Here is a 22105-nt window from a genome sequence, read left to right as displayed (position 1 = left end):
TTTGACTTCCCACCGATCGCGCGATCCGGGTTGACACCACCGGGTTGTTTGGTTGCATGCACGACGCCGTGCGGGTGGGGTCTCCCGCCGGTCGCGTGCCGAGGAGGAGGCCTGATGGGGAACGGGAAGGGCCGGGGCAGCCCGCCCGGCAGGATCGCCGCGGTGCTCGGTGCGAGCATGATGACCGCCGGCCTGGTCACCGCGTGCGGGTCCGAACAGGGCCTGACGCTCAACCTGTACTACGCGCCGGAGGACACGTTCCAGACGGTCGTGGACAACTGCAACGCCAAGGCGGCGGGGCGCTACAACATCGTCTACAACAAGCTCCAGCGCGGTGCCGACGACCAGCGGCTGCAGATGGCGCGCCGTCTCGCCGCCGGTGACGACGGCCTGGACATCCTCGGCCTGGACGTCACCTGGGTGCCGGAGTTCGCCGAGGCGGGCTGGGCGCAGGAGTGGACGGGGTCGAACAAGGCGCAGGCCGAGGCCGGTGTGCTGCCCGGTCCGCTGGCCACCGCGACCTGGAACGACAAGCTGTACGCGGCGACGAAGAACACCAACGTCCAGCTGCTCTGGTACGACGACCGGATCACGCCGACGCCGCCCGCCACCTGGGACGAGATGATCTCCGAGGCCGAGCGGCTCAAGGCCGAGGGCAAGCCGCACAACATCCTGTTCACCGGCGCCCAGTACGAGGGCCTGGTCGTCATCTACAACACGCTCGTCGCCTCCGCGGGCGGGCACATCCTGTCCGAGGACGGCAAGTCCGTGGTCATGGACGAGGGCGCGGTGCAGGCGCTGGAGATCCTCAAGCGGGTCACCTCCAGCGGCATCACCGATCCGTCGCTGACGAACATGAAGGAGGACGAGACCCGGCAGGCGTTCCAGCGCGGCAACGGCGCGTTCGAGCTGAACTGGCCGTTCGTCTACGCCTCCTACGCCGACGAGCAGCCGCAGGACCTGCCGCACTTCAAGTGGTCGACGTACCCGGCCGTCGATCCGGGTGTCCCGGCCAAGACCACGATCGGCGGCTACGACCTCGCGGTCAGCTCCACCTCCAAGCACAAGCCGGAGGCGTTCGAGGCGGCGCTGTGCCTGCGCAGCGAGGAGAGCCAGAAGTTCTCGGCCCTCAACGACGGCGTGCCGCCGAGCCTGGAGGCCCTCTACACCGACGACACCCCGCTCGACCCGGCCAAGCCGGTCGACGCCGACGACAACCCGAGCATGGCGACCGCGTACCCGATGCGGGAAGCGATCTTCGCCGCGCTGAAGGATCCCGCGGTGCGCCCGCTGACCCCGGCGTACCAGAGCCTGTCGACGGTGATCTCGAAGGTGCTTTCGCCGCCGTCGGAGATCGATCCACAGCAGACGGCCGAGGAGCTGCGCAGCAAGCTGACCGACGCGCTGGACTCGAAAGGGGTGATCCCGTGAGCACGGTCGAAGACGTTTCCGCGCCCCAGCAGACCACGGCGAAACCGGGGAAACCGGCGCTGAGCGAGGGCAAGCGGGCGGAGCGGCGGCTGGGCTGGCTGCTGTGCGCGCCCGCGGCGATCGTGATGGTCGCGGTCACCGGATACCCGATCGTCTACTCGATCTGGCTGTCCCTGCAGCGCTACGACCTGCGGTTCCCGCAGCAGACCGAGTTCGTCGGGTTCGCCAACTACGCGGCGGTGCTGTCGGACTCCTACTGGTGGACGGCGTTCGGCACGACCGTGGCGCTCACCGTGGTGTCGGTGGCGATCGAACTGGTGCTCGGCATGACGCTGGCGCTGATCATGCACCGCACGCTGCTCGGACGCGGCCTGGTCCGCACGGTTTCGCTGATCCCGTACGGCATCGTGACCGTGGTGGCCGCGTTCTCCTGGTACTACGCGTGGACACCGGACACCGGGTACCTGGCGAACATCCTCGCGGGCGATTCGGCGCCGCTGACGCAGTACCTGCCGTCGCTGGCGATCATCATCCTGGCCGAGGTGTGGAAGACGACGCCGTTCATGGCGCTGCTGCTGATGGCCGGGCTCGCGCTGGTGCCGGACGACCTGCTCAAGGCCGCGGCGATGGACGGCGCGAACGGCTGGCAGCGGTTCATCAAGGTGATGGTGCCGGTGATGAAGCCGGCGATCCTGGTCGCGTTGTTGTTCCGCACGCTGGACGCGTTCCGCATCTTCGACAACATCTACGTGCTCACCGGCGGGCAGAACGACACGTCGTCGGTGTCCATGCAGACCTACAACAACCTGATCAAGGGCCTGAACCTGGGCGTCGGGTCGACGATGTCGGTGCTGATCTTCATCACGGTGGCGATCATCGCGTTCATCTTCATCAAGCTGTTCGGCACCGCGGCGCCGGGCAGCGACAAGGAGGGGAAGCGCTGATGGTGATGGGTGGAGCGGTCACCACCGGCCGCAGGACGCGGTGGACGATCGTCAACGTCATCGTGGTGGTCTACGCGCTGGTGCCGGTGCTGTGGATCCTGTCGCTGTCGCTCAAGACCAAGGACACGATCGACGACGGGAAGTTCATCCCGCGTTCGTGGACGCTGCAGAACTACGCCGACATCTTCCAGACGCTGGACTTCGTGCGGGCGCTGATCAATTCGATCGGCATCTCGCTCATCGCGACGCTGATCGCGGTGGTGCTGGGGACGATGGCGGCGTACGCGATCGCGCGGCTGGACTTCCCCGGCAAGCAGCTGCTGGTCGGGATCTCGCTGCTGATCGCGATGTTCCCGCAGGTGTCGCTGGTGAGCCCGTTGTTCAACATCGAGCGCACACTCGGGTTGTTCGACACCTGGCCGGGGCTGATCCTGCCCTACATCACCTTCGCGCTGCCGCTGGCGATCTACACGCTGTCGGCGTTCTTCCGGGAGATCCCCTGGGAGCTGGAGAAGGCGGCCAAAATGGACGGCGCGACGCCGGGGCAGGCGTTCCGGCGAGTGATCGCGCCGCTGGCCGCGCCGGGTGTGTTCACCACCGCGATCCTGGTGTTCATCTTCTGCTGGAACGACTTCCTGTTCGCCATCTCGCTGACCTCGACGAACGCGTCGCGGACGGTGCCGGCGGCGTTGTCGTTCTTCACCGGGGCCTCGCAGTTCGAGGACCCGACCGGGACGATCTGCGCCGCGGCCGTGGTGATCACCGTCCCGATCATCCTGTTCGTGTTGTTCTTCCAGCGCCGCATCGTCGCGGGGCTGACCTCCGGTGCGGTGAAGGGGTAGGCGCCATGGCTGAGATCGTGCTGGACAAGGTGAGCAAGCGTTACCCGGACGGTGCGCTCGCCGTGTCCGAGGTGGAGCTGGAGGTGGCCGATGGGGAGTTCATCATCCTGGTCGGCCCGTCCGGGTGCGGGAAGTCGACCACGCTGAACATGGTGGCGGGCCTGGAGGACATTTCCTCCGGTGAGCTGCGCATCGACGGTCAGCGGATGAACGAGCGCGCGCCCAAGGACAGGGACATCGCGATGGTGTTCCAGTCCTACGCGCTGTACCCGCACATGAGCGTGCGGGAGAACATGGCCTTCCCGTTGCGACTGGCCAAAGTGGACGACGCGACGGTGAAGTCGAAGGTCGAGGAGGCCGCGGAGATCCTCGATCTGACCCAGCACCTGGACCGCAAACCGTCCAACCTCTCCGGCGGGCAGCGGCAGCGGGTGGCGATGGGCCGCGCGATCGTGCGCAGCCCCAAGGCGTTCCTGATGGACGAGCCGCTGTCCAACCTGGACGCCAAGCTGCGTGGTCAGATGCGGACGTCGGTGTCGAAGCTGCAGCGCCAGCTGGGCACGACGACGCTGTACGTCACGCACGACCAGACGGAGGCCATGACCCTGGGCGACCGGGTGGTCGTGTTGCGGGCCGGGTACGTGCAGCAGATCGGTTCGCCGCAGTTCCTCTACGATCACCCGACGAACCTGTTCGTGGCCGGTTTCATCGGATCCCCGTCGATGAACTTCGTCCCGGCGACGCTCGAAGACGGCAGCCTGAAGAGTCCACTGGGGACGGTGACGTTGCCGGACCGCCTGCGCCGCCTGGCCGAGGCCGCGGACGCGCCCCGCGAGGTGATCGTCGGTATCCGTCCGGAGCACTTCGAGGATGCGGCGCTGCTGGACGAGAGCGCGAAGGGCGGCGGTTGTGTGTTCAGCGCACACGTCGACGTGCTGGAGTCGATGGGCTCGGAGAAGTACGCGTACTTCACGGTCGAAGGCGAGCTGGCCACGACCTCCGAGCTGGCCGAACTGGCGGCCGACACGGGCGCGGACGACGTGCCCGGCGGTGGAGCCTCCATCACGGCCCGGCTGTCGCCCGTGTCCGGCGCCAGGGAGGGCGGCACGCTCGACGTCTGGTTCGACGTGCAGAAGGTGCAGCTGTTCGACCCGTCTTCGGGGAAGAACCTGACCTTCGAGGGCTGAGCGGGCAGTGGTCCCGCGCCCGCGCTCGGCGCGGGACCACTCCGACTCCATGGTGGCTTCGCGTGGGTCCGGCACCGTGTGACGCCGCGTGCGTGCCGCCCTGTCTGGAAGCAAGCGTGCTAGCATGCTGTCATGAGTCAGGTCAGCTGGCGTGCCGCGGACGAACTGGTGCAGCGCGTGCGGCAGGCCGCCGCTCAACGGGGGGAGAGCATGAACGAGTTCATCACGCGTGTCCTGGATGTGGCGACGGATCCGGATCTCGCGGGTGACGAGAACGAGCGTCTGCGCGAGCGCTTGCGTCGTGGCGGGCTGCTGTGGGAGCCGGAAGCCGGGGTGGCTCGTCCCGATCCGGCCGCGGTCGCGGCAGCCGCGCGCCGGGCCGGTGCGGCTGGGCCGCACGCGGCGGATCTGGTCGCCGAGGAGCGCGGCCCGCGGTGAGTGTGTTCGCCGATTCGTCGGCGCTGGTCAAGCTCTACGTGGACGAGCCGGGCAGTGAGCGGGTCCAGGCGCTGCGCGGGCTCGTCGTGTCGCAGCTCGCGCGGGTCGAGGTTCCGGCGGCGATCTGGCGGAAGTACCGCCTGGGCGCGATCTCGGCCGCGGACGCGCGGCTGCTGGTGTCGGCCTTCGAGGCCGACTACTTCGGCACGCCGGACGAGGCGCCCCGTTTCGCGGTGGTTCCGGTGTCGCCGATCGTGGTGGACGTGGCGGCCCGGCTGACCGGGGTGCACGGCCTGCGCGCCTACGACGCGCTCCAGCTGGCCACGGCGCAACTCGTCGCCTCCGCGGATCCGGACTGCCGCACGTTCGCCGCGTTCGACAAGGCACTGGCGGACGCCGCCGCCGGTGAAGGTTTCCAGCCACTGTCCTGACGTGCTGCCCGGTTCCCCTGTGGCGTTGAGCGTTCCTCCGGTGACGCTCGGGATGGTTGAGGGGTTTCTCAGGCGGCAGCGGGCATCCTCGCCTCCAACGGAGGAGGTGGCGATGAGCCGGACGGGCGTGCCGCGGTGATCGCTCTCGGGGTGGTTTTCGCGGTGCTCTCCGCGGTCGCCGCGGCGGTCGGGGCATGGCTGCAGCATCGCGGGGTCAGCAGGGCAGGCACCAAGCCCATCGCGCTGCTTCGCAACCGCGCCTGGCGGACCGGCGTCGTCGTCCTCACCGCCTGCACGCTCCTCCAGATCCTGGCGCTGGCGTTCGCGCCCGTCACCGTCGTCGCACCGGTCGTCGTGCTGGCGTTGCCCGTCCTGACCGTCCTCAACGGACCTCGCGACCGGGTCACGCAGGGCGCCGTCGCCGCGGTCGCGCTCGCCGTGGCGGTCTTCGTGACCCTCACCGCTCGCTCCCCGGCCACTACGACCATCCCACCGGGCGCCGTCGTCGAGGCGGGGCGGCTCGTGGCTGTCCTCGTCGTCGCCCTGCTCGCCGTCGCGATGCTCACCCGGGAGATCGCACGCAGTGCCGCTCTCGCCGCCGCCGCCGGGGCGAGCTACGGGCTCGTCGCGGTCCTCACGAGAGACGTCCTCCACGCGCCGGGCCTGCCGTGGCTTTCGCTGCTCGGCGCGGTACTCGCGTTCGCCACCGCCGCGTGGCTCGTGCAGCACGCCTACGCCAGCGGCCCGCCGGACGTCGTCGTGGGCTGTCAGACGGTCGCCAACCCCGTCGTCGCGACAGCGCTCGGCATGACCGCACTCGGTGAGGCGCCCGAACTCGACCTGCCGACCCTCGCCGCGTGCGGAGCCGTCGCCGTCGCCGGCATCGCCGTGCTCGCCGTGCGGCGCAGCGGACTCAGCGCCGCGCGTGCCACGCGTTCATCGCGCAGTCCAGCATTTCGTGGTCCAGCGGCGGTACCGGCAGCGGCTGCCTCGCCCCGCAATCACCCCGCAGGCCGTCCAGCAGCATGGTCAGGTACCGCTGCCACAGGTCCGGTGCCACCTCGTGCGAATACTCCACCACCGAGGCGACCATCTTGAACAGCACCGGACAGTCGGTCTCGGCGAAGTCCGCGCGCAGCTGCCCGCTGTCCTTCGCGCGCTGCACCAGTTCCGTGAGGACCGGGATGATCCGGTCCTTCACCCGGGCCACCTCGATCTGGCCGAACGCGTTGCTGAGCAACGTGTCCCGCATCCCGCGGTCGGCCGCCATCATCCCGACCGCGTCCCACACGAACTTCCGGAAGCCCTCCCACGGGTCCGGATCGGCCAGCGCCACGCGGACGTTCTCTTCGATCTCCTCCAGCCGTCGCGCGAACATCGCGTCGATGAGGTGTTCCTTGTTCGGGAACCTCCGGTAGACCGTGCCGACGCCCAGCCCCGCCGCGTGCGCCACGTCGTCCAGGGTCGCGTCGAAGCCACGCTCCCGGAACACGTCCCTGGCCGCCGACAGGATCCGCAACCGGTTCCGTTCGGCGTCGCGCCGCAGCGGCCGCGGCGATGCGGCGCGCAGTGTGTCCCGCGTCATGAAACCCAGTATACCAAACGGGAGGTAAGTCCTCCGGTTTTTGGGTACGGTGGTGACGAAAGGGGAGGTCCCTACTCCACATAATCTGCGAGGACTCATGACGCAAACCACCTACGTCGAGCCCGCCGGGGGGAGTCCAGCCGGCTCGACGGCCGATCCGCACCACGCGCGGCGCTGGCTGATCCTGGTGATGATCGGGCTGGCGCAGCTGATGGTCGTGCTCGACGCGACCATCGTGAACATCGCGCTGCCCACCGCCCAGCACGAGCTGGGCTTCTCCAGTGACGCCCGCCAGTGGGTCGTCACCGCCTACGCGCTCGCCTTCGGCAGTCTCCTGCTGCTCGGCGGACGCGTCAACGACCTGTTCGGCCGCAAGCGCGCCTTCCTCATCGGGCTCGCCGGGTTCGCCATCGCGTCCGCGGTCGGGGGCGCCGCGAACGGCATCGAAATGCTGATCATCGCCCGTGCGGCGCAGGGTGTCTTCGGTGCGCTGCTCGCGCCGGCCGCGCTGTCGTTGCTGACCACGACGTTCACCGACCCCAAGGAACGCGGCCGAGCGTTCGGCATCTTCGGGGCGATCGCGGGCGGGGGCGCCGCGGTCGGCCTGCTGCTCGGCGGCGTGCTCACCGAATACCTCGACTGGCGCTGGTGCATGTTCGTCAACATCATCTTCGCCGTGATCGCCTTCGCCGGCGGTTCGTCCCTGCTGCGGCACCGCCCGTCGGAGGACCGCCCGAAGCTGGACATCCCGGGCACGATCGCCTCGGCCGCCGGCCTGTTCGCCCTGGTCTACGGGTTTGCCAACGCGGAAACCCACGACTGGTCGTCGCCGCTGGTGTGGGGCTTCCTGACCGCCGGCGTCGTGCTGCTGGGCGTGTTCGTCCGGATCGAGATGCGGGTCGCGCACCCGCTGCTGCCGCTGCGTGTGGTCCTCGACCGCAACCGGGGTGGCGCGTACATCGCGGTGTTCCTGATGGGCATCGGGATGTTCGGCATCTTCCTGTTCCTGACCTACTACATGCAGCAGAACCTGCAGTTCACGCCGATCACGTCGGGGCTGGCGTTCCTGCCGATGGTCGGCACGCTGATGATCGCCGCGACGCTGTCCACGAGCGTGCTGCTGCCGCGCATCGGGCCGAAGATCCTGGTGGGCACGGGCATGGTGATCGCCGCCGCGGGCCTGTTCTGGCTCAGCGGCATCGACTCCAGCAGCACCTACACCAGTGGTGTGCTGTTCCCGCTGCTGGTGGCAGGCGTCGGCATCGGCCTGTCGATGGCGCCGTCGATGAACGTCGCCATCTCGGGCGTCGACCCGCATGACGCCGGTGTCGCCTCGGCGACGGTCAACACCGGTCAGCAGATCGGTGGCTCGATCGGCACCGCGCTGCTCAGCTCGGTGGCCGCCAACGCCGCCAGCTCGTTCACGGTCGGCAAGACGCCGACGGAGCAGCTGGCCGTGGACGCCGCGATCCACAGCTACACCACGGCGTTCACCTGGGCCGCGGGGATCTTCCTGCTCGGCGCGGTCATCTGCGGCGCGCTGATCAAGCCCGGCGTGCCCGAGGAGATCGACACGGACTTGCCGGTCGTCCACGCGTAGCGGCCGCGGGCCCGCCGGACCTCAGTGCCGGCGGGCCCGTAGCTGCTCGATGACCTCGTCGTCCCAGCGGTGCTGCCGGATCAGCCGGTAGCGTTCGCCCGCGACCCACAGGTAGGCCTCGGCCTCGGTGCGGTCGCCGACCAGCTCCGCCTGCCGCATCATCTCCACCACCGGCAGGTATTCCTCGGTGTACCAGCGCCGCGCGATCGTGGCCCGGTCGAGGAACTTCCCCTCGGACTGCATCAGCCGGAAACCCCACGCCTCGACGTGTTCGCCGAGGTGCGCGTAGTCCCACGGATCGCCCACCACGATCGCCGCCCTGGCCTCCCCGGTCAGCGGGACCCGCGAGAGGAACAGCCGCCGGTAGTCCTTGACGATCAGGTCGCCCCGGTAGCGGATGCCCTTCGGCTTGAGCTTCGTCTGCACCTCGGTCACCGCGGCCTCGATGGCGTCCAGGCCGAGAGCGTAGGCCACCGACACCCGGTGGTGCCCGTCGATCACGAAGTGCAGGTCACCGACCCGGTACACCTCGATCGGCGGGATGTGCTCGCCCCGGCGGGCGGCCAGCGCGAGCCGCTCCCAGCGTTCCCGCACCCGGCCCGACGTCGGCCGGAAGCGGCGATCGAAGTCGCGGCTGCGGTCGACGCTGCCGACGATCGATCCGAGCGGGACCATGCGCATCCCGATCCGCCGCTCGCCGACGTAGCCGAGTGCCTCCACGACCTCGTCGAACGGCAGCATGATGTTGACGTCGTCGGGTTCCCGGCGCAGCCAGTTCGCGAGCCTGCCCAGCACCTGCCGCCGCCGGGCGCGCAGGAAGTCGTGCTCGGCGTCGGCGCGGGGGAAACCCGTGTCGCGTGCGTTCATGTGCGCACCTCGTGCGGGGTGAACTCGATGACGTGCCGTCCCACCACGTTCCGGACGCGTGTGCCGCCCATCCGGTGCTCGCGCGGGCGCTCGCCGTAGGGGTGGATGTGGCCGTGCAGCAACCAGTCCGGCCGCATCCGCTCGACCGTGGCGTGCAGGCAGTCGAAGCCGCGGTGCGGCTGGTCTTCGCGGTCGCCGACGCCGCGCGGTGGCGCGTGGGTGAGCAGGACGTCGACGCCGCGCCCGTCCCGGCGCCGCCGACGTGCGGCGAGGCGCATCAGGCGCCGGGCCCGGCGGGCCTGCTGCGCCTGCGTCCACTGGTTCGGGCCGTCGCTGTAGCGGAGGGAGCCGCCCAGTCCGGCGATCCGCAGGCCGCACACGTCGACCACCCGGCCGTCGGCGTCGATCCCGCCCGCCGGGCCGGGCCAGTGCTGCGGGAACCCGGCCCGCAGGGACAGCCCGCCGTGACGGGTGAACCCGGACAGGTCGGGGTCGTGGTTGCCGGGCACGAACACGCACGGCACGCCACCCAGCGCGTCGGTCAGGAACTCCAGGTAGTCGAAGGGCAGGTCGCCGGCGGCCAGCACGAGGCCGACGTCGCAACCGGGACCGAGACCGGCCCACAGCGCTTCGTCGACCTCGTCGGCGACCACCAGCGCACGCATGGGTCCAACGATAGGGACTCGTCAGTGCGACTGCGCGAGTTCCGGATGGCCCGCGATCAGGACGGCCACCACCGCGATCCACACGACTGCCATGGCGAGGGCCCAGAACTTGAGGCTCGTGAGCAGTCTGGTCATGGCGAAACTCCTTCCGGTGAACAGTTCAGGAATGGGTCAGAGCCACTTGTTCTTCCGGAATATTCGGTAGAGAAGGAGACAGATCCCGAGGATGAGGATCAGGACCGCCGGATAGCCGAACTGCCAGCGCAGTTCCGGCATGTAGTCGAAGTTCATGCCCTCGATACCGGCGATCATCGTCGGCACCGTGATCATCGCCGCCCAGGCGGTGATCTTGCGCATGTCGGTGTTCTGCTGCAGCGTGATCTTCGCGACCGTCGCGTTGACCAGCGTGGTCAGCAGCTCGTCGAAGTTGCCCACCCGCTCCGACACGGTGGTCAGGTGGTCGTCGACGTCGCGGAAGTAGGAGCGGACGACGTCGGGCACCAGCCGGGTGAAGCCCTCGGCCAGCCGCCGCACCGGCGTGACCAGCGGCAGCACCGCGCGGCGCAGCTCCAGCACCTCGCGTTTCATCAGGTAGATCTGCTCCGCGCTGACCGCCGAGCGGGGTGCGAACACGCGCGCCTCCATCTCGTCGATGTCCTCCTCGATCGCCGAGGTGACGTCGAGGTACTGGTCGACGATCAGGTCGGTGATGGCGTGCAGCACGGCGGCCGGTCCGCCGGCCAGGCGTTCCGCGTCCTCGTCGAGTTCGCGCCGCAGGCGGGCGAGCCCGGAGTGGGCGCCGTGCCGGACGGTGATGATGAAGTCCAGCCCGAGGAACGCCATCAGCTCGCCGGTCTCCACGATCTCGTTGGCCGTGGTCGGCGACTCGTGCTCGACGTAGCGGACCGTCTTGAGCACCATGAACAACGTGTCGTCGTAGCGTTCGAGCTTGGGCCGCTGGTGCGCCTGGACGGCGTCCTCCACCGCCAGCTCGTGCAGGCCGTAGACGTCCGCGATGCCCTGGATCTGCTGCTCGTCGGGCTCGTGCAGGCCGATCCAGACGAACCCGTCCCGCCTGCGCCGGACCTCCTTGATCGCCTCGGCGTGCGTCCAGCGCCCGGGCAGGCGCTCGCCGTCGACGTACACGGCGCAGTCGACGATGTAGGCGGACACCGGCGCCGGGACCGGCGGCTCGACACGGGCCGACCGGCCGTTGCCGCGGCCGCGCAGGCCACCGAGGGAGGGAATCGCAGGCATGGGATCTCCTGGCTTTCGCACTGCGTACTACGACCGCCGGGACGGGCACGTGGTGGGCCGCCCGGCGCTGACCAGCGCTTCCCAGGGCGAGATGAGGCCTAACGGCGAGGAGTGGATCCGGCCGTGCGGAGGGAAACGCTGGGTTTACTAGGGAGCGGACTATCGCCACTACTCATCGTGCGTTCCTCACCTCCTCCAGCCGGACCGGCAACGTGGCGGCTGTCGCGTTGACGCACCGCCGCCAGTGGTCGAGGGTACTCCTCAACATCAGTTGACGTCGCTCCAGGTCGGTGTGGCGTTACCCGCAGGGAGGTCGACCAGTGCAGTTCGGGAGGTACTTCGAGGAGTTCGAGGTGGGTGCGGTGTACAAGCACTGGCCCGGCAAGACGGTCACCGAATACGACGACCACCTGTTCTGCCTGCTCACCATGAACCACCATCCGCTGCACCTGGACGCCCACTACGCGGGCGAGACCACGGACTTCGGCAAGAACGTGGTGGTGGGCAACTACATCTACTCGCTGCTGCTGGGCATGTCCGTGCCGGACGTGTCGGGCAAGGCGATCGCGAACCTGGAGATCGAGTCACTGCGGCACGTCAAGCCGACTTTCCACGGTGACACCATCTACGGTGAGACCGAGGTGCTGGAGAAGACCCCGTCGAAGTCCAAGGACGACCGCGGTGTGGTGTACGTGGAAACCCGCGGTTACAAGCAGGACGGCACGATCGTGTGCATCTTCCGGCGCAAGGTTCTGGTGCCCAAGCAGAGCTACGGTGAGGTGCGCGGGGGCGAACAACCGGGTCGCCCCGTGCCGCACGAGTGAGGAGACCGGGTGACGATCGGGTTGGCCGAGGCCAAACGGCAGCTGAACGAGTTCGCCGGGGGCGCGTCGGGTGAGTCCCCGCTCTACGAGCACCTCGCGTCGGAGGCCGCCGGGGACGACGAGGTCGCCGGACTGCTGGCCGCCGCCCCGGACAGCGCGAGCCCGGCGCTGTTGTTCGCGGTCGCGCACCGGCTCATCCAGGCCGATCCGATCCACCCGCTGTCCCGCTACTACCCGTCGCTGGGCGGATTCGACGGCGTCGACGGCCAGACGTGGCCGGTGTTCCGCGAGTTCCTGCTCGCCAACGCCGACGCCGCGGCCGGGATGCTCGCGTCGCGGTCGCTGGCGAACAACGAGGTGCGGCGGGCCGCGTGCGCGTACCCGGCGGTCGCGATGGCGGCCAAGCAGGCGGGCGGCAAGATCGCGCTGCTCGAGGTGGGTGCCGCGGGCGGATTGCTGCTGGGGATGGACAAGTACGCCTTCCGCTACCAGTGCGACGGCGGTGAGCAGCTGGTCGCCGGCCCGGCGAAGGCGGCGGTCGGGTTGCACTGCGCGCTGGATCTCGCTCCCGGTGCGGTGCTGCCGAAACTGCCCAAGAAGCTGACCGTGGTGGCGCGCGCCGGTCTCGACACGCGGCCGCTGGATCTGTCCGATGAGGATGAACTGGCGTGGCTGGAGGCCTGCGTGTGGGCCGACCAGCCGGACCGGGTGCGGCTGCTGCGGGCGGCCGCGCTGGCGCAGCGGAAGTCGCCGCCGGAGGTCGTCGAAGGGGACGCGGTCGGCGGCCTGGACGAGGCGCTGTCCCGGCTGCCCGCGGACGCGCCGCTGGTGGTGCTCACCAGCCGGACGCTGGGCCACGTGGGTGACGAGGGCCGGGCGGAGTTCCTGTCCCGCCTGGCCGTCCTCGGCGCTTCCCGTCCACTGTGGTGGGTCATGGACGAGACGTACGAGCACGGCCTCGGGGAGGTGCTGCCGGGACGGGACGACCTGGCCTTCTCCGGTGACGGGCTGACGACGCTCGGTCTCGCGCGCCGGACCGCCGACGGCTGGGAGGCGACCGCACTGGCCCGGACGACGCGTTACGGCGCGCGGATGACCTGGCTGGCCTCGTAGCTGTTGTGCGGCAGGGCCCGGTGCGGTGAGGATGTGGGCCATGGACACGTGGTTCACCCCGCTCACCCCGCTGGCCTTCCTGGAACGCGCCGCCGAGGTCTTCCCCGACAAGGACGCGATCGTGCACGGCGAGCGCCGCGTGAGCTACCGCGAGTTCGCGGCCGAGGCGACCCGCGTGGCGCGTGCGCTGCGCGCGAGCGGCGTCGAGCCGGGTGACCGGGTCGCCTACCTACTGCCGAACATCCCGGAGATGCTGGTCGCGCACTTCGCGGTGCCGCTGGCCGGTGCGGTGCTGGTGGCGATCAACACGCGTCTCGCGCCGGCCGAGATCCGCTACATCCTCGACCACTCCGGGGCGAAGGTGCTGGTCGTCGACGCCGCGTTGCACTCCTCGGTGCCCGCGGACCACGGGGTGTCCGTGGTGACGGTGGTGGACGGCGCGTCGCCCGACCCGGCCGTCGGCGGGATTTCCTACGACGAGCTGCTGGCGCGGGGGAGCGACGAGCCGCTGCCGTGGACGGTCGAGGACGAGCGTTCCACGATCTCGATCAACTACACGTCCGGGACGACGGGCCGTCCGAAGGGCGTGCAGTACCACCATCGTGGCGCCTACCTGAACTCACTCGCCGAGATCATCCATTCGGACCATTCGCCGGAGTCCCGGTATTTGTGGACACTCCCGATGTTCCACTGCAACGGCTGGTGCACCCCGTGGGCGGTCACCGCGATCGGCGGAACGCACGTGTGCCTGCGTGCGGTCGACGCGGCGGAGATCTGGCGCCTGCTGGACAGCGAGGGCATCACGCACCTCAACGGCGCACCGACGGTGCTGAACACGATCGCCGGGTACTCCGGGGCGCATCCGCTGGGCCGCGAAGTGGTGGTCACGACGGCGGGCGCGCCGCCTTCGCCGACGGTGATCCGCCGCATGACCGACCTGGGCGCGCGGCTGGTGCACGTGTACGGGCTGACCGAGACGTACGGCCCGTACACGGTGTGCGAGCCGCAGGAGGGCTGGACGAAGCTCGACATCGCCGAGCGGAGCACGCTGATGGCGCGGCAGGGCGTCGGCATGGTCGTCACCGACGGCATCCGGGTGGTCGACGAGCAGATGCGTGACGTGCCGCGCGACGGTGTCACGATGGGCGAGGTCGTGATGCGCGGGAACAACGTGATGTCCGGCTACTTCGGTGACCCGGAGGCGACCGCGCACGCGTTCCGCGGCGGCTGGTTCCACTCGGGCGATCTGGGTGTGTGGCATCCGGACGGCTACATCCAGCTGCGCGACCGGGCGAAGGACATCATCGTCTCCGGGGGCGAGAACATCTCGACGATCGAGGTCGAGGCGGCGCTGGACTCGCACGAGGCGGTCGCGGAGGTCGCGGTGGTCGGCGTGCCCGACGAGAAGTGGGGCGAGCGGCCGAAGGGCTACGTCGTGCTGCGACCGGGCGCGTCCGTGACGGCGGAGGAGCTGCGCGAGCACGTGCGCTCGCAGATCGCCCGCTACAAGGTCCCCGACCACATCGAGTTCGTCGACGCGCTGCCCAAGACGTCGACCGGCAAGATCCAGAAGTTCCAGCTCCGCGACCGCGACTGGGGTGAGACGCAGACGCGCATCCAGGGCTGATGGCTTCCCCGATGCCACATGGGGGAAGCGCTCTCAGTGGCGGGGCAGCAGGTTCCAGTCGCGGAGGGTGTCGGCGAGGCCGTCGGTCAGGGCGAGGGTCGCGAAGGCCGCCGAGTCGATCCAGCGGGCTTCCGCGGCGTCGTCGCCGGCCCGCAGGGAGCCGCCCTCGATCGTGCAGGTGTAGTCGTAAATGGCGTAACGGCCGCGGACCACATGGCCCACCAGCGCTTCCGGCCGCACGAGCAGCCCGGTCTCCTCGCGCATCTCCCGCACGAGCGCCGCGCTGTCCGTTTCGCCTGGTTCCACGCGTCCGCCGGGGATCGACCACAGTCCGCGTCCGGGATCGTTCGCGCGCCGGACGAGCAGCAGCCGACCTTCTTGATCGTGCAAGATGCCGCCTACGCAGCGCACGGAAGCCGCACCGTTCGCGCTCATGAGGGCAGCCTAACCCGGGACCGCCGAGAGCGGAGAGTAACCAACCGAGTAGATCACAGCCGGACACTGACCCAAGCGCGGGACTTACCTCCCGTAACCCTGCGGAGTGCGGTACAACGTTACTGGTGAGCTTGCCAGTCCGATGTCGGAGTAAGAGACGGGATTGATCGTTGTGAACGCGAAGAAGATTGCCGGGCTCGTGGGTATCGCGTTGGTGCTGTTCTTCGTGATCGCCCAGCCGGGCAACGCGGCCAACCTGGTCGGCAACATCGTCGACTTCCTCCGTGAGTCGGCCGAAGCCGTCATCACCTTCGTCAGCAACGTGTTCACTTCGTAGGCGGCCGGATAGGCTGACTTGATGTTCGCCCCACGGGACCCCGACGAGTACCTGCTCGACACCGAGCGGCGCGTGGTCCGGGTCCGCAGGCACTGGGCGTACCTCGCCTGGGACACCTTCGAGTCGGCGGCGCTGCTCGCCATCGCCGTGATGGTGTCCTACCTGCTGCCGCCGTCCCTGTGGATCGTGCAGAACATCCTCTGGTACGCGGCGCTGCTCGTGGTCGTCGTCTACGCGTTCAAGGTCATCGAATGGTGGGTCGAACGGCTGGTGGTGACCGACAAACGGTTCGTGCTCACCAGCGGCGTCATCACCACCAAGGTCGCGATGATGCCGATCTCCAAGGTCACCGACCTGACCTACGAGCGCTCGGCGTGGGGCCGGATGTTCGGCTACGGCACCGTCGTGGTCGAGTCGGCCGGTCAGATCCAGGCGCTCAACCGCATCGAGTTCCTGCCTGCCCCGGAAGACTTCTACGACACGATCTCCGAGCTCGTCTTCGGCGACAAGCACAAGCAGAGCGAGCGCTTCTCCATGATCAAGGCGCAGCGGCTCGCGCGCGGCAAGAAGATCGTCGGTTGACACGTCGTCGTGCCTGGTCCGCCGCGTGCGGGCCGGGTAGGCGACAATGAACCCGATGCGCATCGACCTGCACACCCATTCCACCGTGTCGGATGGCACGGACACCCCGGCCGAGCTGGTCGCCGTCGCGGCCTCGGCCGGGCTCGACGTGGTCGCGCTGACCGACCACGACACCACGGCAGGCTGGGCCGAGGCGACCGCGGCGCTGCCACCGGGCCTCACCCTCGTGCCCGGCGCCGAGCTGTCCTGCGTGAGCAGTTTCGGCATCAGCATCCACCTGCTCGCGTACCTGTTCGACCCGGCGTCACCGGCCATCGTCGCGGAGCAGACGCGGCTGCGGCAGGAGCGCCGCACCCGGCTGCGCGCGATGGCGGTGCGGATGGCCGCCGACGGCCTGCCGATCGACGCCGACGAGCTGCTCGGCTCCCTCGGGCCGGATTCGCCCGCGGGCCGCCCGCACCTCGCGCAGGCACTCGTGCGGGCCGGGCTGGTGACCAGCGTGGACGAGGCGTTCGCCGAGTACCTGGGCAGCGGCCGCGGCTACTACCTGCCGCGGCAGGACACGCCCGTGGAGACCGCGATCGAGATGATCGCCGAGGCGGGCGGGGTGACGGTGTTCGCGCACCCGTTCGCCCGCAGCCGCGGGCGGATCGTGTCACCGGAGGCCATCGTCGAGCTGGCGGACATCGGGCTGACCGGGCTCGAGGTCGACCACCCGAACCACGACGAGGCGACCCGCGCCGAGCTGCGCGAACTGGCCGACGGCCTGGGCCTGGTGAAGACGGGGTCGAGCGACTACCACGGCACCAACAAGACGATCCCGATCGGCGCCGAGAACACCGATCCCGAGCAGTTCGAGGCGCTCATCGAGAAGGCGTCCGGCGCCCAGATCGCGGTGGGCTGACTTGGCGGACCTCTTCGACGCCAAGCTGTTCCTGGAAGCCTCGATCACGCTCGTCGTCATCATGGACCCGCCGGGGACCGTGCCGGTGTTCCTGAGCCTGGTCGGGCGCAAACCGCCGGCGGTGCGGGCGAAGGCGGCGCGCCAGGCCGTGCTGGTGTCGCTGCTGGTGATCTCGCTGTTCGCGATCGCCGGGCAGGCGATCCTGGCCTACCTCGGCATCGGCGTGCCCGCGTTGCAGGGCGCGGGCGGGCTGCTCCTGCTGCTCATCGCGCTGGACCTGCTGACCGGCAGGGGCGCGACGAGCGAGCCGAACGTGGTCGAGGACGTGAACGTGGCACTGGTGCCGCTGGGCACGCCACTGCTGGCGGGCCCCGGCGCGATCGCCGCGACGATCGTCTTCGTGCGGCAGGCGTCCGGTCACGTGGGCGCGTACGTCGCGCTGGGATGCGCGATCGTGGCGGTGCACGTGGTGATCTACGCGTGCATGCGGTTCTCCGGCGTGGTGATCCGCCTGATCAGGGAAAGCGGTATCACGCTGCTGGCGAAGATCGCGGGCCTCCTGCTGGCGGCGATCGCCGTCGAGCTCGTCGCCAACTCCGTCCGCGGCTTCATCGACGGCGGTTAGGGACTGTGGGGAAGTGGCTTGCGTGGCGGTGCAAGCAGCGGCCCCTCCCGCCTGCCCACCGCCACCCTCAACGGACGCGCTCCGCGCGACCCCGCTGAACCAAACCCGCGGCGGTGCCAGCGCACGGCCCACAGCAAGCGGCTCCGCCGCTTGTGAAACGACCTAGCCGCCGATCACCGGCGGGCTGATGCGGTTGCCGTTCTCGTCGGTGGGGCCGTCGAGGCCGAAGACGCTGTCCGGATCGTCTTCCAGCAGGTAGGCCGGGGTTTCGTGCTCGGCGTCGTCTTCCTTCTTGCGGTTTCCCGCTCCGCCTGCCATGCCCGTGCCCGCCGCCCCCGGCTTGCCCGCCGCGCCGGCGCGGCCGCTGTTCGCGCTTTCCGCCGCGGCCCTGGCACCCGGTTCGGCGACCCCGGCCTTGCGTCCCGCGGCTTCCTGGCCCGCGGCGCCACCGAGGCGGCCGGACGCGCCACCGGGGCGCGCGGAGCCGCCACCGGCCGTCCGCGCGCCGACGCCCGCGCGGGGTGAGGTCCCGGTCCGGCCCGGACCGGGACGCGGTGACGTGCCCCTGGTCTGGTCCGTCTGCCCCGGCGCGACGGGCATCATCCCGCCGCCCGCGGTGGCGCCGGAGCTGCCGGGGACAGTGCCCGGGGTCCGTCCCCAACCGCCGCCACCGGCGTTGTCGGTCAGGCCGGGCGCCGCGCCGGTGGCGACTCCCGCGCCGGGCAGGGGAGTGGTCGGCGGCGCGATGCCCGCGGTCGTCCGGACGCCGCCCGGCGAGCCGCCCATCGCGCCGACACCGCTCGAACTGGACGCGCTGGTGTTGTCGTTCGCGGCGAAGGACGGGGCGGTGGTCTGGTCGGTGTCCGGCCGCGTGGAGGGCGTCGTGTAGACGGGCTGCGTCGAGCCGCCGGAATGCAGCATCACGTCACGCTGCGCCAGCACGGCCGCGGCCTGCTGCTGGGCCTGCTGCTGGAGCGCGGCCTGGTTCTCCATGTCGTCGAGCGTCGCGCTCGCGCCTTCCCAGTCGCCGCTGGTGAACTGCTTCTGGGCCGCGGCCAGCGTGTCGTCGACCGACCGGCCGGCGGGCTCCGGCATCTTGTTGCGGGCGTCGGACAGCGCCGCGGAGGTCTGTGAATAGCGGTTCGACGACAGGTAGGCGGAGTCGCGGGAGCCGTCCGCCCAGGTGGCGAGGGTGCCGAAGTACCCCAGCGCGGACGACGCGCCACCGCCCTGCCAGCCAGCCTGCTCCTTCGCGACACCCTGGCGCAGCGTGGATGCCATTTCGCCGAACGCGTTGCCGAGGTCGTTGACGATGATGCCCTGCTCGTCGACCTCCTCGGGTGAGGCGCCGTCCTGCACCATGGTGGCGAGCTGCTCGTGCGGCACCCTGCGGTAGTCGACGTTCGTGGGAGACAGCCCGTCGCGGTACCCGCCGCCCTCGGACTGCAGCTTCTGGGTGTACTTCTGGGCCGACGCGGTCGAATAGGCACTCGCGGCCTGCCCGGGATCCGGGCCGAAGAACTTGCGGTCCCCCGCGACCTGCGCGTAGACCTCGGATTCGTATCTGCGGGCGGAGTAACCGCTGTCGGGCTGCGTCATGTGTCCCTCCCCTGCTCCCGGCGGACAACGGTAGCGCGTCCGGTCCGTTCGCGTGACCGGTTCACCGCGATCAGTAGCCGGACAGCCGCTGGTTGATCCGGTCCCGCACCCACTGGCCGATCCGGGCGCGGTCGGCGGGTGTGAAGGTGTGCCTGCGTGCGCCGTCGGACAGGTGGTCGACGGTTGTGAAGAACCGGCCGTCGGGCGTGTCGAACCAGGTCAGACGGCCCGCGTCGGCCCCGCGGACGGAGCAGGACACGACTCCCACGCGGAGCGGGGGCGCGCTGAAGTACCGGTCGGCGGCGCGTTTCTCGCGCGGCGGTTCGGCGCCGCTGAACAGGTCACCGCCCTGCTTCTGCGAGACGTAGCTCACCGGCGCGATCCGCACCGGCGGCACCTCCGGCAACGGGTCCAGGATCGCGGCGACCACCTGCGCGGCCCGGAGTTCGGTGAAGGTCACGCTGTCCGCGCTCTGGCGGCTCAGCACGCCGTGTTCGCCGGTCCACCCGCCGCGGGAGAGGACCTTCGAGGCGGTCGCCGGTTCGGTCGCGACCTGCGTGACCAGCACGTCGGGGCGGGCCCACAGCCGGAGCAGGTCCTCGACATCGTCGCGCAGACGGTCCCGCCGCATCGTCCCGCCGCGCCGGAGGCGCTCGAACACCTCGCGACGCTGCGTTTCCCTGCCGGACAACGTCGCGCTCACGTACGGGATCCGATGGGGGTAGACGAACCTGCCGAGCCCCAGTTCCTCGTCGAGGATGTCCAGCTCGGCCGGTGCCGTCTCGAACGTCAACACGGCGAGATCATATGCCGCGCGGGCGCCTGCCGGAGCCGAAAGTGTCGGTGGGGGTGCGTACCGTAGTGGACGTGGAGCAACTGGGGTTCGAGTTCGCGGTGCAGCCGCGGAGGCTGACGAAGGTGAGCCCGGCGCGACTGGCGACCTTCGGCGACTGCCCGCGCCGGTACCGGCTGTCCTACCTCGACCGGCCGACCCCGCCGCGCACCGGTCCCTGGGCGCACAGCACCCTGGGCGCGGTCGTGCACAACGCCCTGCGCGCGTTGTTCGACCTCCCGCCCGGGCGGCGCACGCCGGAGCGGGCGGCGGCGCTGTTGTCCGAGCACTGGCAGGACGCTGGCTTCGCGGACGGCGAGCAGGCGGCGGTCTACCGCGCCCGCGCCAAGGAGTGGGTCGCCGGGTACGTCGAGCACCACGACGTGGCCAGCGACCCGGTCGGCATCGAGCGCTGGGTTTCGGCGCCGGTGAACCCCGAGCCCGGCCGGCCCGCGTCGATGATCATCGAGGGGCGTGCGGACCGGATCGACCAGCGCGGCGGCGAACTGGTCATCGTCGACTACAAGACGGGCCGCCGCGCGCCGGACGAGTACGAGGCCCGGAGTTCGCAGGCGCTGGCGATGTACGCGGTCGCGGCCGAGCGCACCCTGCGGCGGCCGTGCCGGAAGGTCGAGCTGCACCACCTGCCCAGCGGCACGGTCGCCGAGGCCACGCACACGCCGGAAAGCCTCCGCCGCCATCTGAGCCGTGCGCAGGAAACAGCGGAGGACGTCCGCCTGGCCACCGACACCCTCGACGCGGGCGGCGACGCCGACGTGCTGTTCCCCGCGCGGCCGGGAAGGCGTTGCTCCTGGTGCGATTTCCGGCCCAGCTGCGAGACCGGACAGCGGGCGGCCCCGGCGGCGAAGCCCTGGGAGCTGCTGGCGCCCTAGGTGGGCCGAACGGCGCGCCGGGCCGGGTCGGCCCGACCGCGAGCCGGTGCTCGGTCGTGCGGTGAATCCCCGTGGTGGGTGGTGCTGCCGGGACGCGCGAGCGTGGTGCAATCGAGGCCGGCATGCGACGAACTGGTGGAGCAGGGTGAGCGAGGACATGACGAACACCGAAGAGCTGGAGCTGGCCCCGGCTCGCGGCCGGAGCCGGACAGCCCGGTGGTGGCGCGGGTTCACCGGCTCGCTCGCGGCCGGGCTCGTCGCGCTGGCCGTGCTCGTCCTGGGAGCCGGGATGCTGTGCGCGTTCCTCGACGTGCCGGGCCCGGGCGCGGAACCGATGATCGCCCACCCGGTCGCCGCCGTGCTGGCCCTGCTCGCACAGCGCGTCGCGGACCGGCGGAACGGGTCGCTGGCCGGAGTCGCCGGAATCCTGGTCGTCGCCATCCTCGCTGTGGCGTTGTGGACCTTCTGGTGGGGGTAGAGACGGTGCCGGAAGCGGCTTGGGTGTCTCCGGGGCTCAGGTCTCAGGCATCCGTCGCCAGGCGCGCGTGGCGCTCCACGTCGAAGCGCGTGCCCCCGTACTGGAGCTTGGCGCGCTCCAGCCCCTCCACGGCGAACCCCGCCGACACCGCTACCCGGCACGATGCCGGGTTGTCCACGCGGTGTCCCAGTTCCAGCCGGAACAGCTGCTGCTCCTCGAACGCCCACCGGGCGAGCACCCGGCACGCTCCCGCCGCGAGGCCCTGCCCGCGCCCGCGCTCGAGGAGCCAGTAGGAGACCCACCCGGTCTGATGACGTCGCTCCACGTTCGACACCGCCACGTTGCCGACCGCTGAACCCGCCTCGTCCAGCACGGCGAAGGCGAACGCCCGGCCCGCGGCGTGGTCATCGCGCCGCGCGGCCACCCATGCTTCGGCGTCGTCGAGGGTGTCGACGGACGTCGCGAACTGGCGGGCCATCAACGGTTCCCTGGCGGCGGCCAGCACGACCGGCGCGTCGGAGGGCTTCCACATCCGCAACGTTCCCGAGATCTCGTCCACGCCGGACACACTCGCCGAACCACGGCGGCGAGGCAACCGGATTCCGGCGG

Annotated in this window: 24 protein-coding genes; 16 read left to right on the top strand and 8 right to left on the bottom strand. The window is 70.3% G+C overall.

Annotated features, from left to right (window positions below; all coding sequences use genetic code 11):
* The first annotated feature begins 114 nt into the window (after window positions 1-114).
* The 6 genes from HNR02_RS04060 to HNR02_RS04035 all read left to right on the top strand — a co-directional run bounded on the left by HNR02_RS04060 (window position 115) and on the right by HNR02_RS04035 (window position 5273).
* Window positions 115-1431 carry an ABC transporter substrate-binding protein gene (locus HNR02_RS04060; protein ID WP_179771877.1) on the top strand — a complete coding sequence of 439 codons (1317 nt, stop codon included), beginning with the start codon at window positions 115-117 and terminating at the stop codon, window positions 1429-1431.
* Window positions 1428-2375, top strand: a complete 948-nt coding sequence (locus HNR02_RS04055; protein ID WP_312860895.1) for a carbohydrate ABC transporter permease — start codon at window positions 1428-1430, stop codon at window positions 2373-2375. The genes HNR02_RS04060 and HNR02_RS04055 overlap by 4 nt, the downstream gene beginning before the upstream one ends.
* Window positions 2375-3217, top strand: coding sequence for a carbohydrate ABC transporter permease (locus tag HNR02_RS04050; RefSeq protein ID WP_179771876.1), 843 nt, complete (start codon window positions 2375-2377; stop codon window positions 3215-3217). The genes HNR02_RS04055 and HNR02_RS04050 overlap by 1 nt, the downstream gene beginning before the upstream one ends.
* Before the next feature lie 5 nt (window positions 3218-3222).
* A complete protein-coding gene (locus HNR02_RS04045; protein WP_179771875.1) occupies window positions 3223-4404 on the top strand; it encodes an ABC transporter ATP-binding protein in 1182 nt (393 codons plus the stop codon).
* Between the two features lie 132 nt (window positions 4405-4536).
* Window positions 4537-4842, top strand: coding sequence for a transcriptional regulator (locus tag HNR02_RS04040; protein WP_179771874.1), 306 nt, complete (start codon window positions 4537-4539; stop codon window positions 4840-4842).
* Window positions 4839-5273: a type II toxin-antitoxin system VapC family toxin gene (locus tag HNR02_RS04035; protein ID WP_179771873.1), complete on the top strand. Its 435-nt coding sequence runs from the start codon at window positions 4839-4841 to the stop codon at window positions 5271-5273. The genes HNR02_RS04040 and HNR02_RS04035 overlap by 4 nt, the downstream gene beginning before the upstream one ends.
* Window positions 5274-6186: 913 nt before the next feature.
* On the opposite strand, the gene HNR02_RS04030 is transcribed toward HNR02_RS04035, so the two are convergent.
* Window positions 6187-6858, bottom strand: a complete 672-nt coding sequence (locus tag HNR02_RS04030; protein WP_376772815.1) for a TetR/AcrR family transcriptional regulator — start codon at window positions 6856-6858, stop codon at window positions 6187-6189.
* A 97-nt stretch (window positions 6859-6955) separates the two neighbouring features.
* On the opposite strand from HNR02_RS04030, the gene HNR02_RS04025 reads away from it, so the two are divergent.
* Window positions 6956-8458, top strand: coding sequence for an MFS transporter (locus tag HNR02_RS04025; RefSeq protein ID WP_179771872.1), 1503 nt, complete (start codon window positions 6956-6958; stop codon window positions 8456-8458).
* A 21-nt stretch (window positions 8459-8479) separates the two neighbouring features.
* Here the strand turns inward: HNR02_RS04025 and HNR02_RS04020 are convergent, their stop codons facing one another.
* From HNR02_RS04020 to HNR02_RS04010, 3 genes are all read right to left on the bottom strand, one after another.
* Window positions 8480-9325, bottom strand: coding sequence for a chromosome partitioning protein ParB (locus tag HNR02_RS04020; protein WP_179771871.1), 846 nt, complete (start codon window positions 9323-9325; stop codon window positions 8480-8482).
* Window positions 9322-9990, bottom strand: coding sequence for a metallophosphoesterase family protein (locus tag HNR02_RS04015; protein ID WP_179771870.1), 669 nt, complete (start codon window positions 9988-9990; stop codon window positions 9322-9324). The genes HNR02_RS04020 and HNR02_RS04015 overlap by 4 nt, the downstream gene beginning before the upstream one ends.
* A 171-nt stretch (window positions 9991-10161) precedes the next feature.
* Entirely contained in the window at window positions 10162-11247 is a 1086-nt protein-coding gene (locus HNR02_RS04010) for a magnesium and cobalt transport protein CorA (RefSeq protein ID WP_179771869.1), read from the bottom strand.
* Window positions 11248-11567: 320 nt separating this feature from the next.
* Between HNR02_RS04010 and HNR02_RS04005 the strand changes: the two genes are divergently transcribed.
* From HNR02_RS04005 to HNR02_RS03995, 3 genes are read left to right on the top strand one after another with little or no spacing between them, the layout of a single operon-like run.
* Window positions 11568-12071 carry a MaoC family dehydratase gene (locus tag HNR02_RS04005; protein WP_179771868.1) on the top strand — a complete coding sequence of 168 codons (504 nt, stop codon included), beginning with the start codon at window positions 11568-11570 and terminating at the stop codon, window positions 12069-12071.
* 9 nt (window positions 12072-12080) lie between these two features.
* A complete protein-coding gene (locus HNR02_RS04000) occupies window positions 12081-13184 on the top strand; it encodes a DUF2332 domain-containing protein (RefSeq protein ID WP_179771867.1) in 1104 nt (367 codons plus the stop codon).
* A gap of 40 nt (window positions 13185-13224) precedes the next feature.
* Entirely contained in the window at window positions 13225-14811 is a 1587-nt protein-coding gene (locus HNR02_RS03995; protein ID WP_179771866.1) for an acyl--CoA ligase family protein, read from the top strand.
* Between the two features lie 33 nt (window positions 14812-14844).
* On the opposite strand, the gene HNR02_RS03990 is transcribed toward HNR02_RS03995, so the two are convergent.
* Window positions 14845-15246: an NUDIX hydrolase gene (locus HNR02_RS03990; protein ID WP_179771865.1), complete on the bottom strand. Its 402-nt coding sequence runs from the start codon at window positions 15244-15246 to the stop codon at window positions 14845-14847.
* A gap of 163 nt (window positions 15247-15409) precedes the next feature.
* Between HNR02_RS03990 and HNR02_RS03985 the strand changes: the two genes are divergently transcribed.
* From HNR02_RS03985 to HNR02_RS03970, 4 genes are read left to right on the top strand one after another with little or no spacing between them, the layout of a single operon-like run.
* Complete coding sequence (locus HNR02_RS03985) at window positions 15410-15583, top strand: hypothetical protein (RefSeq protein ID WP_179771864.1); 174 nt, start codon at window positions 15410-15412, stop codon at window positions 15581-15583.
* Between the two features lie 21 nt (window positions 15584-15604).
* Window positions 15605-16165: a PH domain-containing protein gene (locus HNR02_RS03980; protein WP_179771863.1), complete on the top strand. Its 561-nt coding sequence runs from the start codon at window positions 15605-15607 to the stop codon at window positions 16163-16165.
* Between the two features lie 46 nt (window positions 16166-16211).
* On the top strand, window positions 16212-17069 hold the full coding sequence (locus HNR02_RS03975) for a PHP domain-containing protein (protein ID WP_179771862.1): 858 nt from the start codon (window positions 16212-16214) through the stop codon (window positions 17067-17069).
* 1 nt (window position 17070) lies between these two features.
* On the top strand, window positions 17071-17694 hold the full coding sequence (locus tag HNR02_RS03970; protein ID WP_179771861.1) for a MarC family protein: 624 nt from the start codon (window positions 17071-17073) through the stop codon (window positions 17692-17694).
* A gap of 162 nt (window positions 17695-17856) precedes the next feature.
* Here HNR02_RS03970 and HNR02_RS03965 read toward each other — a convergent pair whose 3' ends face one another.
* Both HNR02_RS03965 and HNR02_RS03960 read right to left on the bottom strand, forming a co-directional pair.
* A complete protein-coding gene (locus HNR02_RS03965) occupies window positions 17857-19293 on the bottom strand; it encodes a hypothetical protein (RefSeq protein WP_179771860.1) in 1437 nt (478 codons plus the stop codon).
* A 70-nt stretch (window positions 19294-19363) separates the two neighbouring features.
* Window positions 19364-20089, bottom strand: a complete 726-nt coding sequence (locus HNR02_RS03960) for an ESX secretion-associated protein EspG (protein WP_179771859.1) — start codon at window positions 20087-20089, stop codon at window positions 19364-19366.
* A 71-nt stretch (window positions 20090-20160) separates the two neighbouring features.
* Between HNR02_RS03960 and HNR02_RS03955 the strand changes: the two genes are divergently transcribed.
* Window positions 20161-21018 (top strand): RecB family exonuclease, encoded by an 858-nt coding sequence (locus tag HNR02_RS03955; RefSeq protein WP_179771858.1) that lies wholly within the window; start codon window positions 20161-20163, stop codon window positions 21016-21018.
* 157 nt (window positions 21019-21175) lie between these two features.
* Entirely contained in the window at window positions 21176-21496 is a 321-nt protein-coding gene (locus HNR02_RS03950; RefSeq protein WP_218902641.1) for a hypothetical protein, read from the top strand.
* A gap of 43 nt (window positions 21497-21539) precedes the next feature.
* Here HNR02_RS03950 and HNR02_RS03945 read toward each other — a convergent pair whose 3' ends face one another.
* On the bottom strand, window positions 21540-22055 hold the full coding sequence (locus HNR02_RS03945; RefSeq protein ID WP_218902640.1) for a GNAT family N-acetyltransferase: 516 nt from the start codon (window positions 22053-22055) through the stop codon (window positions 21540-21542).
* Between the last annotated feature and the right edge of the window lie 50 nt (window positions 22056-22105).

The sequence above is a fragment of the Amycolatopsis endophytica genome (genome assembly GCF_013410405.1).
Classification (GTDB): domain Bacteria; phylum Actinomycetota; class Actinomycetes; order Mycobacteriales; family Pseudonocardiaceae; genus Amycolatopsis_E; species Amycolatopsis_E endophytica.
This window is presented reverse-complemented; position numbering and strand designations above follow the sequence as displayed.

Excerpts from the sequence above, each read along its gene's own strand:
- HNR02_RS04060 (WP_179771877.1), top strand. The coding sequence starts at position 115 with ATGGGGAACGGGAAGGGCCGGGGCAGCCCGCCCGGCAGGATCGCCGCG.
- HNR02_RS04050 (WP_179771876.1), top strand. The coding sequence starts at position 2,375 with ATGGTGATGGGTGGAGCGGTCACCACCGGCCGCAGGACGCGGTGGACG.
- HNR02_RS04045 (WP_179771875.1), top strand. The coding sequence starts at position 3,223 with ATGGCTGAGATCGTGCTGGACAAGGTGAGCAAGCGTTACCCGGACGGT.
- HNR02_RS04040 (WP_179771874.1), top strand. The coding sequence starts at position 4,537 with ATGAGTCAGGTCAGCTGGCGTGCCGCGGACGAACTGGTGCAGCGCGTG.
- HNR02_RS04030 (WP_376772815.1), bottom strand. The coding sequence starts at position 6,858 with ATGACGCGGGACACACTGCGCGCCGCATCGCCGCGGCCGCTGCGGCGC.
- HNR02_RS04025 (WP_179771872.1), top strand. The coding sequence starts at position 6,956 with ATGACGCAAACCACCTACGTCGAGCCCGCCGGGGGGAGTCCAGCCGGC.
- HNR02_RS04020 (WP_179771871.1), bottom strand. The coding sequence starts at position 9,325 with ATGAACGCACGCGACACGGGTTTCCCCCGCGCCGACGCCGAGCACGAC.
- HNR02_RS04015 (WP_179771870.1), bottom strand. The coding sequence starts at position 9,990 with ATGCGTGCGCTGGTGGTCGCCGACGAGGTCGACGAAGCGCTGTGGGCC.
- HNR02_RS04010 (WP_179771869.1), bottom strand. The coding sequence starts at position 11,247 with ATGCCTGCGATTCCCTCCCTCGGTGGCCTGCGCGGCCGCGGCAACGGC.
- HNR02_RS03995 (WP_179771866.1), top strand. The coding sequence starts at position 13,225 with ATGGACACGTGGTTCACCCCGCTCACCCCGCTGGCCTTCCTGGAACGC.
- HNR02_RS03990 (WP_179771865.1), bottom strand. The coding sequence starts at position 15,246 with ATGAGCGCGAACGGTGCGGCTTCCGTGCGCTGCGTAGGCGGCATCTTG.
- HNR02_RS03980 (WP_179771863.1), top strand. The coding sequence starts at position 15,605 with ATGTTCGCCCCACGGGACCCCGACGAGTACCTGCTCGACACCGAGCGG.
- HNR02_RS03975 (WP_179771862.1), top strand. The coding sequence starts at position 16,212 with ATGAACCCGATGCGCATCGACCTGCACACCCATTCCACCGTGTCGGAT.
- HNR02_RS03965 (WP_179771860.1), bottom strand. The coding sequence starts at position 19,293 with ATGACGCAGCCCGACAGCGGTTACTCCGCCCGCAGATACGAATCCGAG.
- HNR02_RS03950 (WP_218902641.1), top strand. The coding sequence starts at position 21,176 with ATGACGAACACCGAAGAGCTGGAGCTGGCCCCGGCTCGCGGCCGGAGC.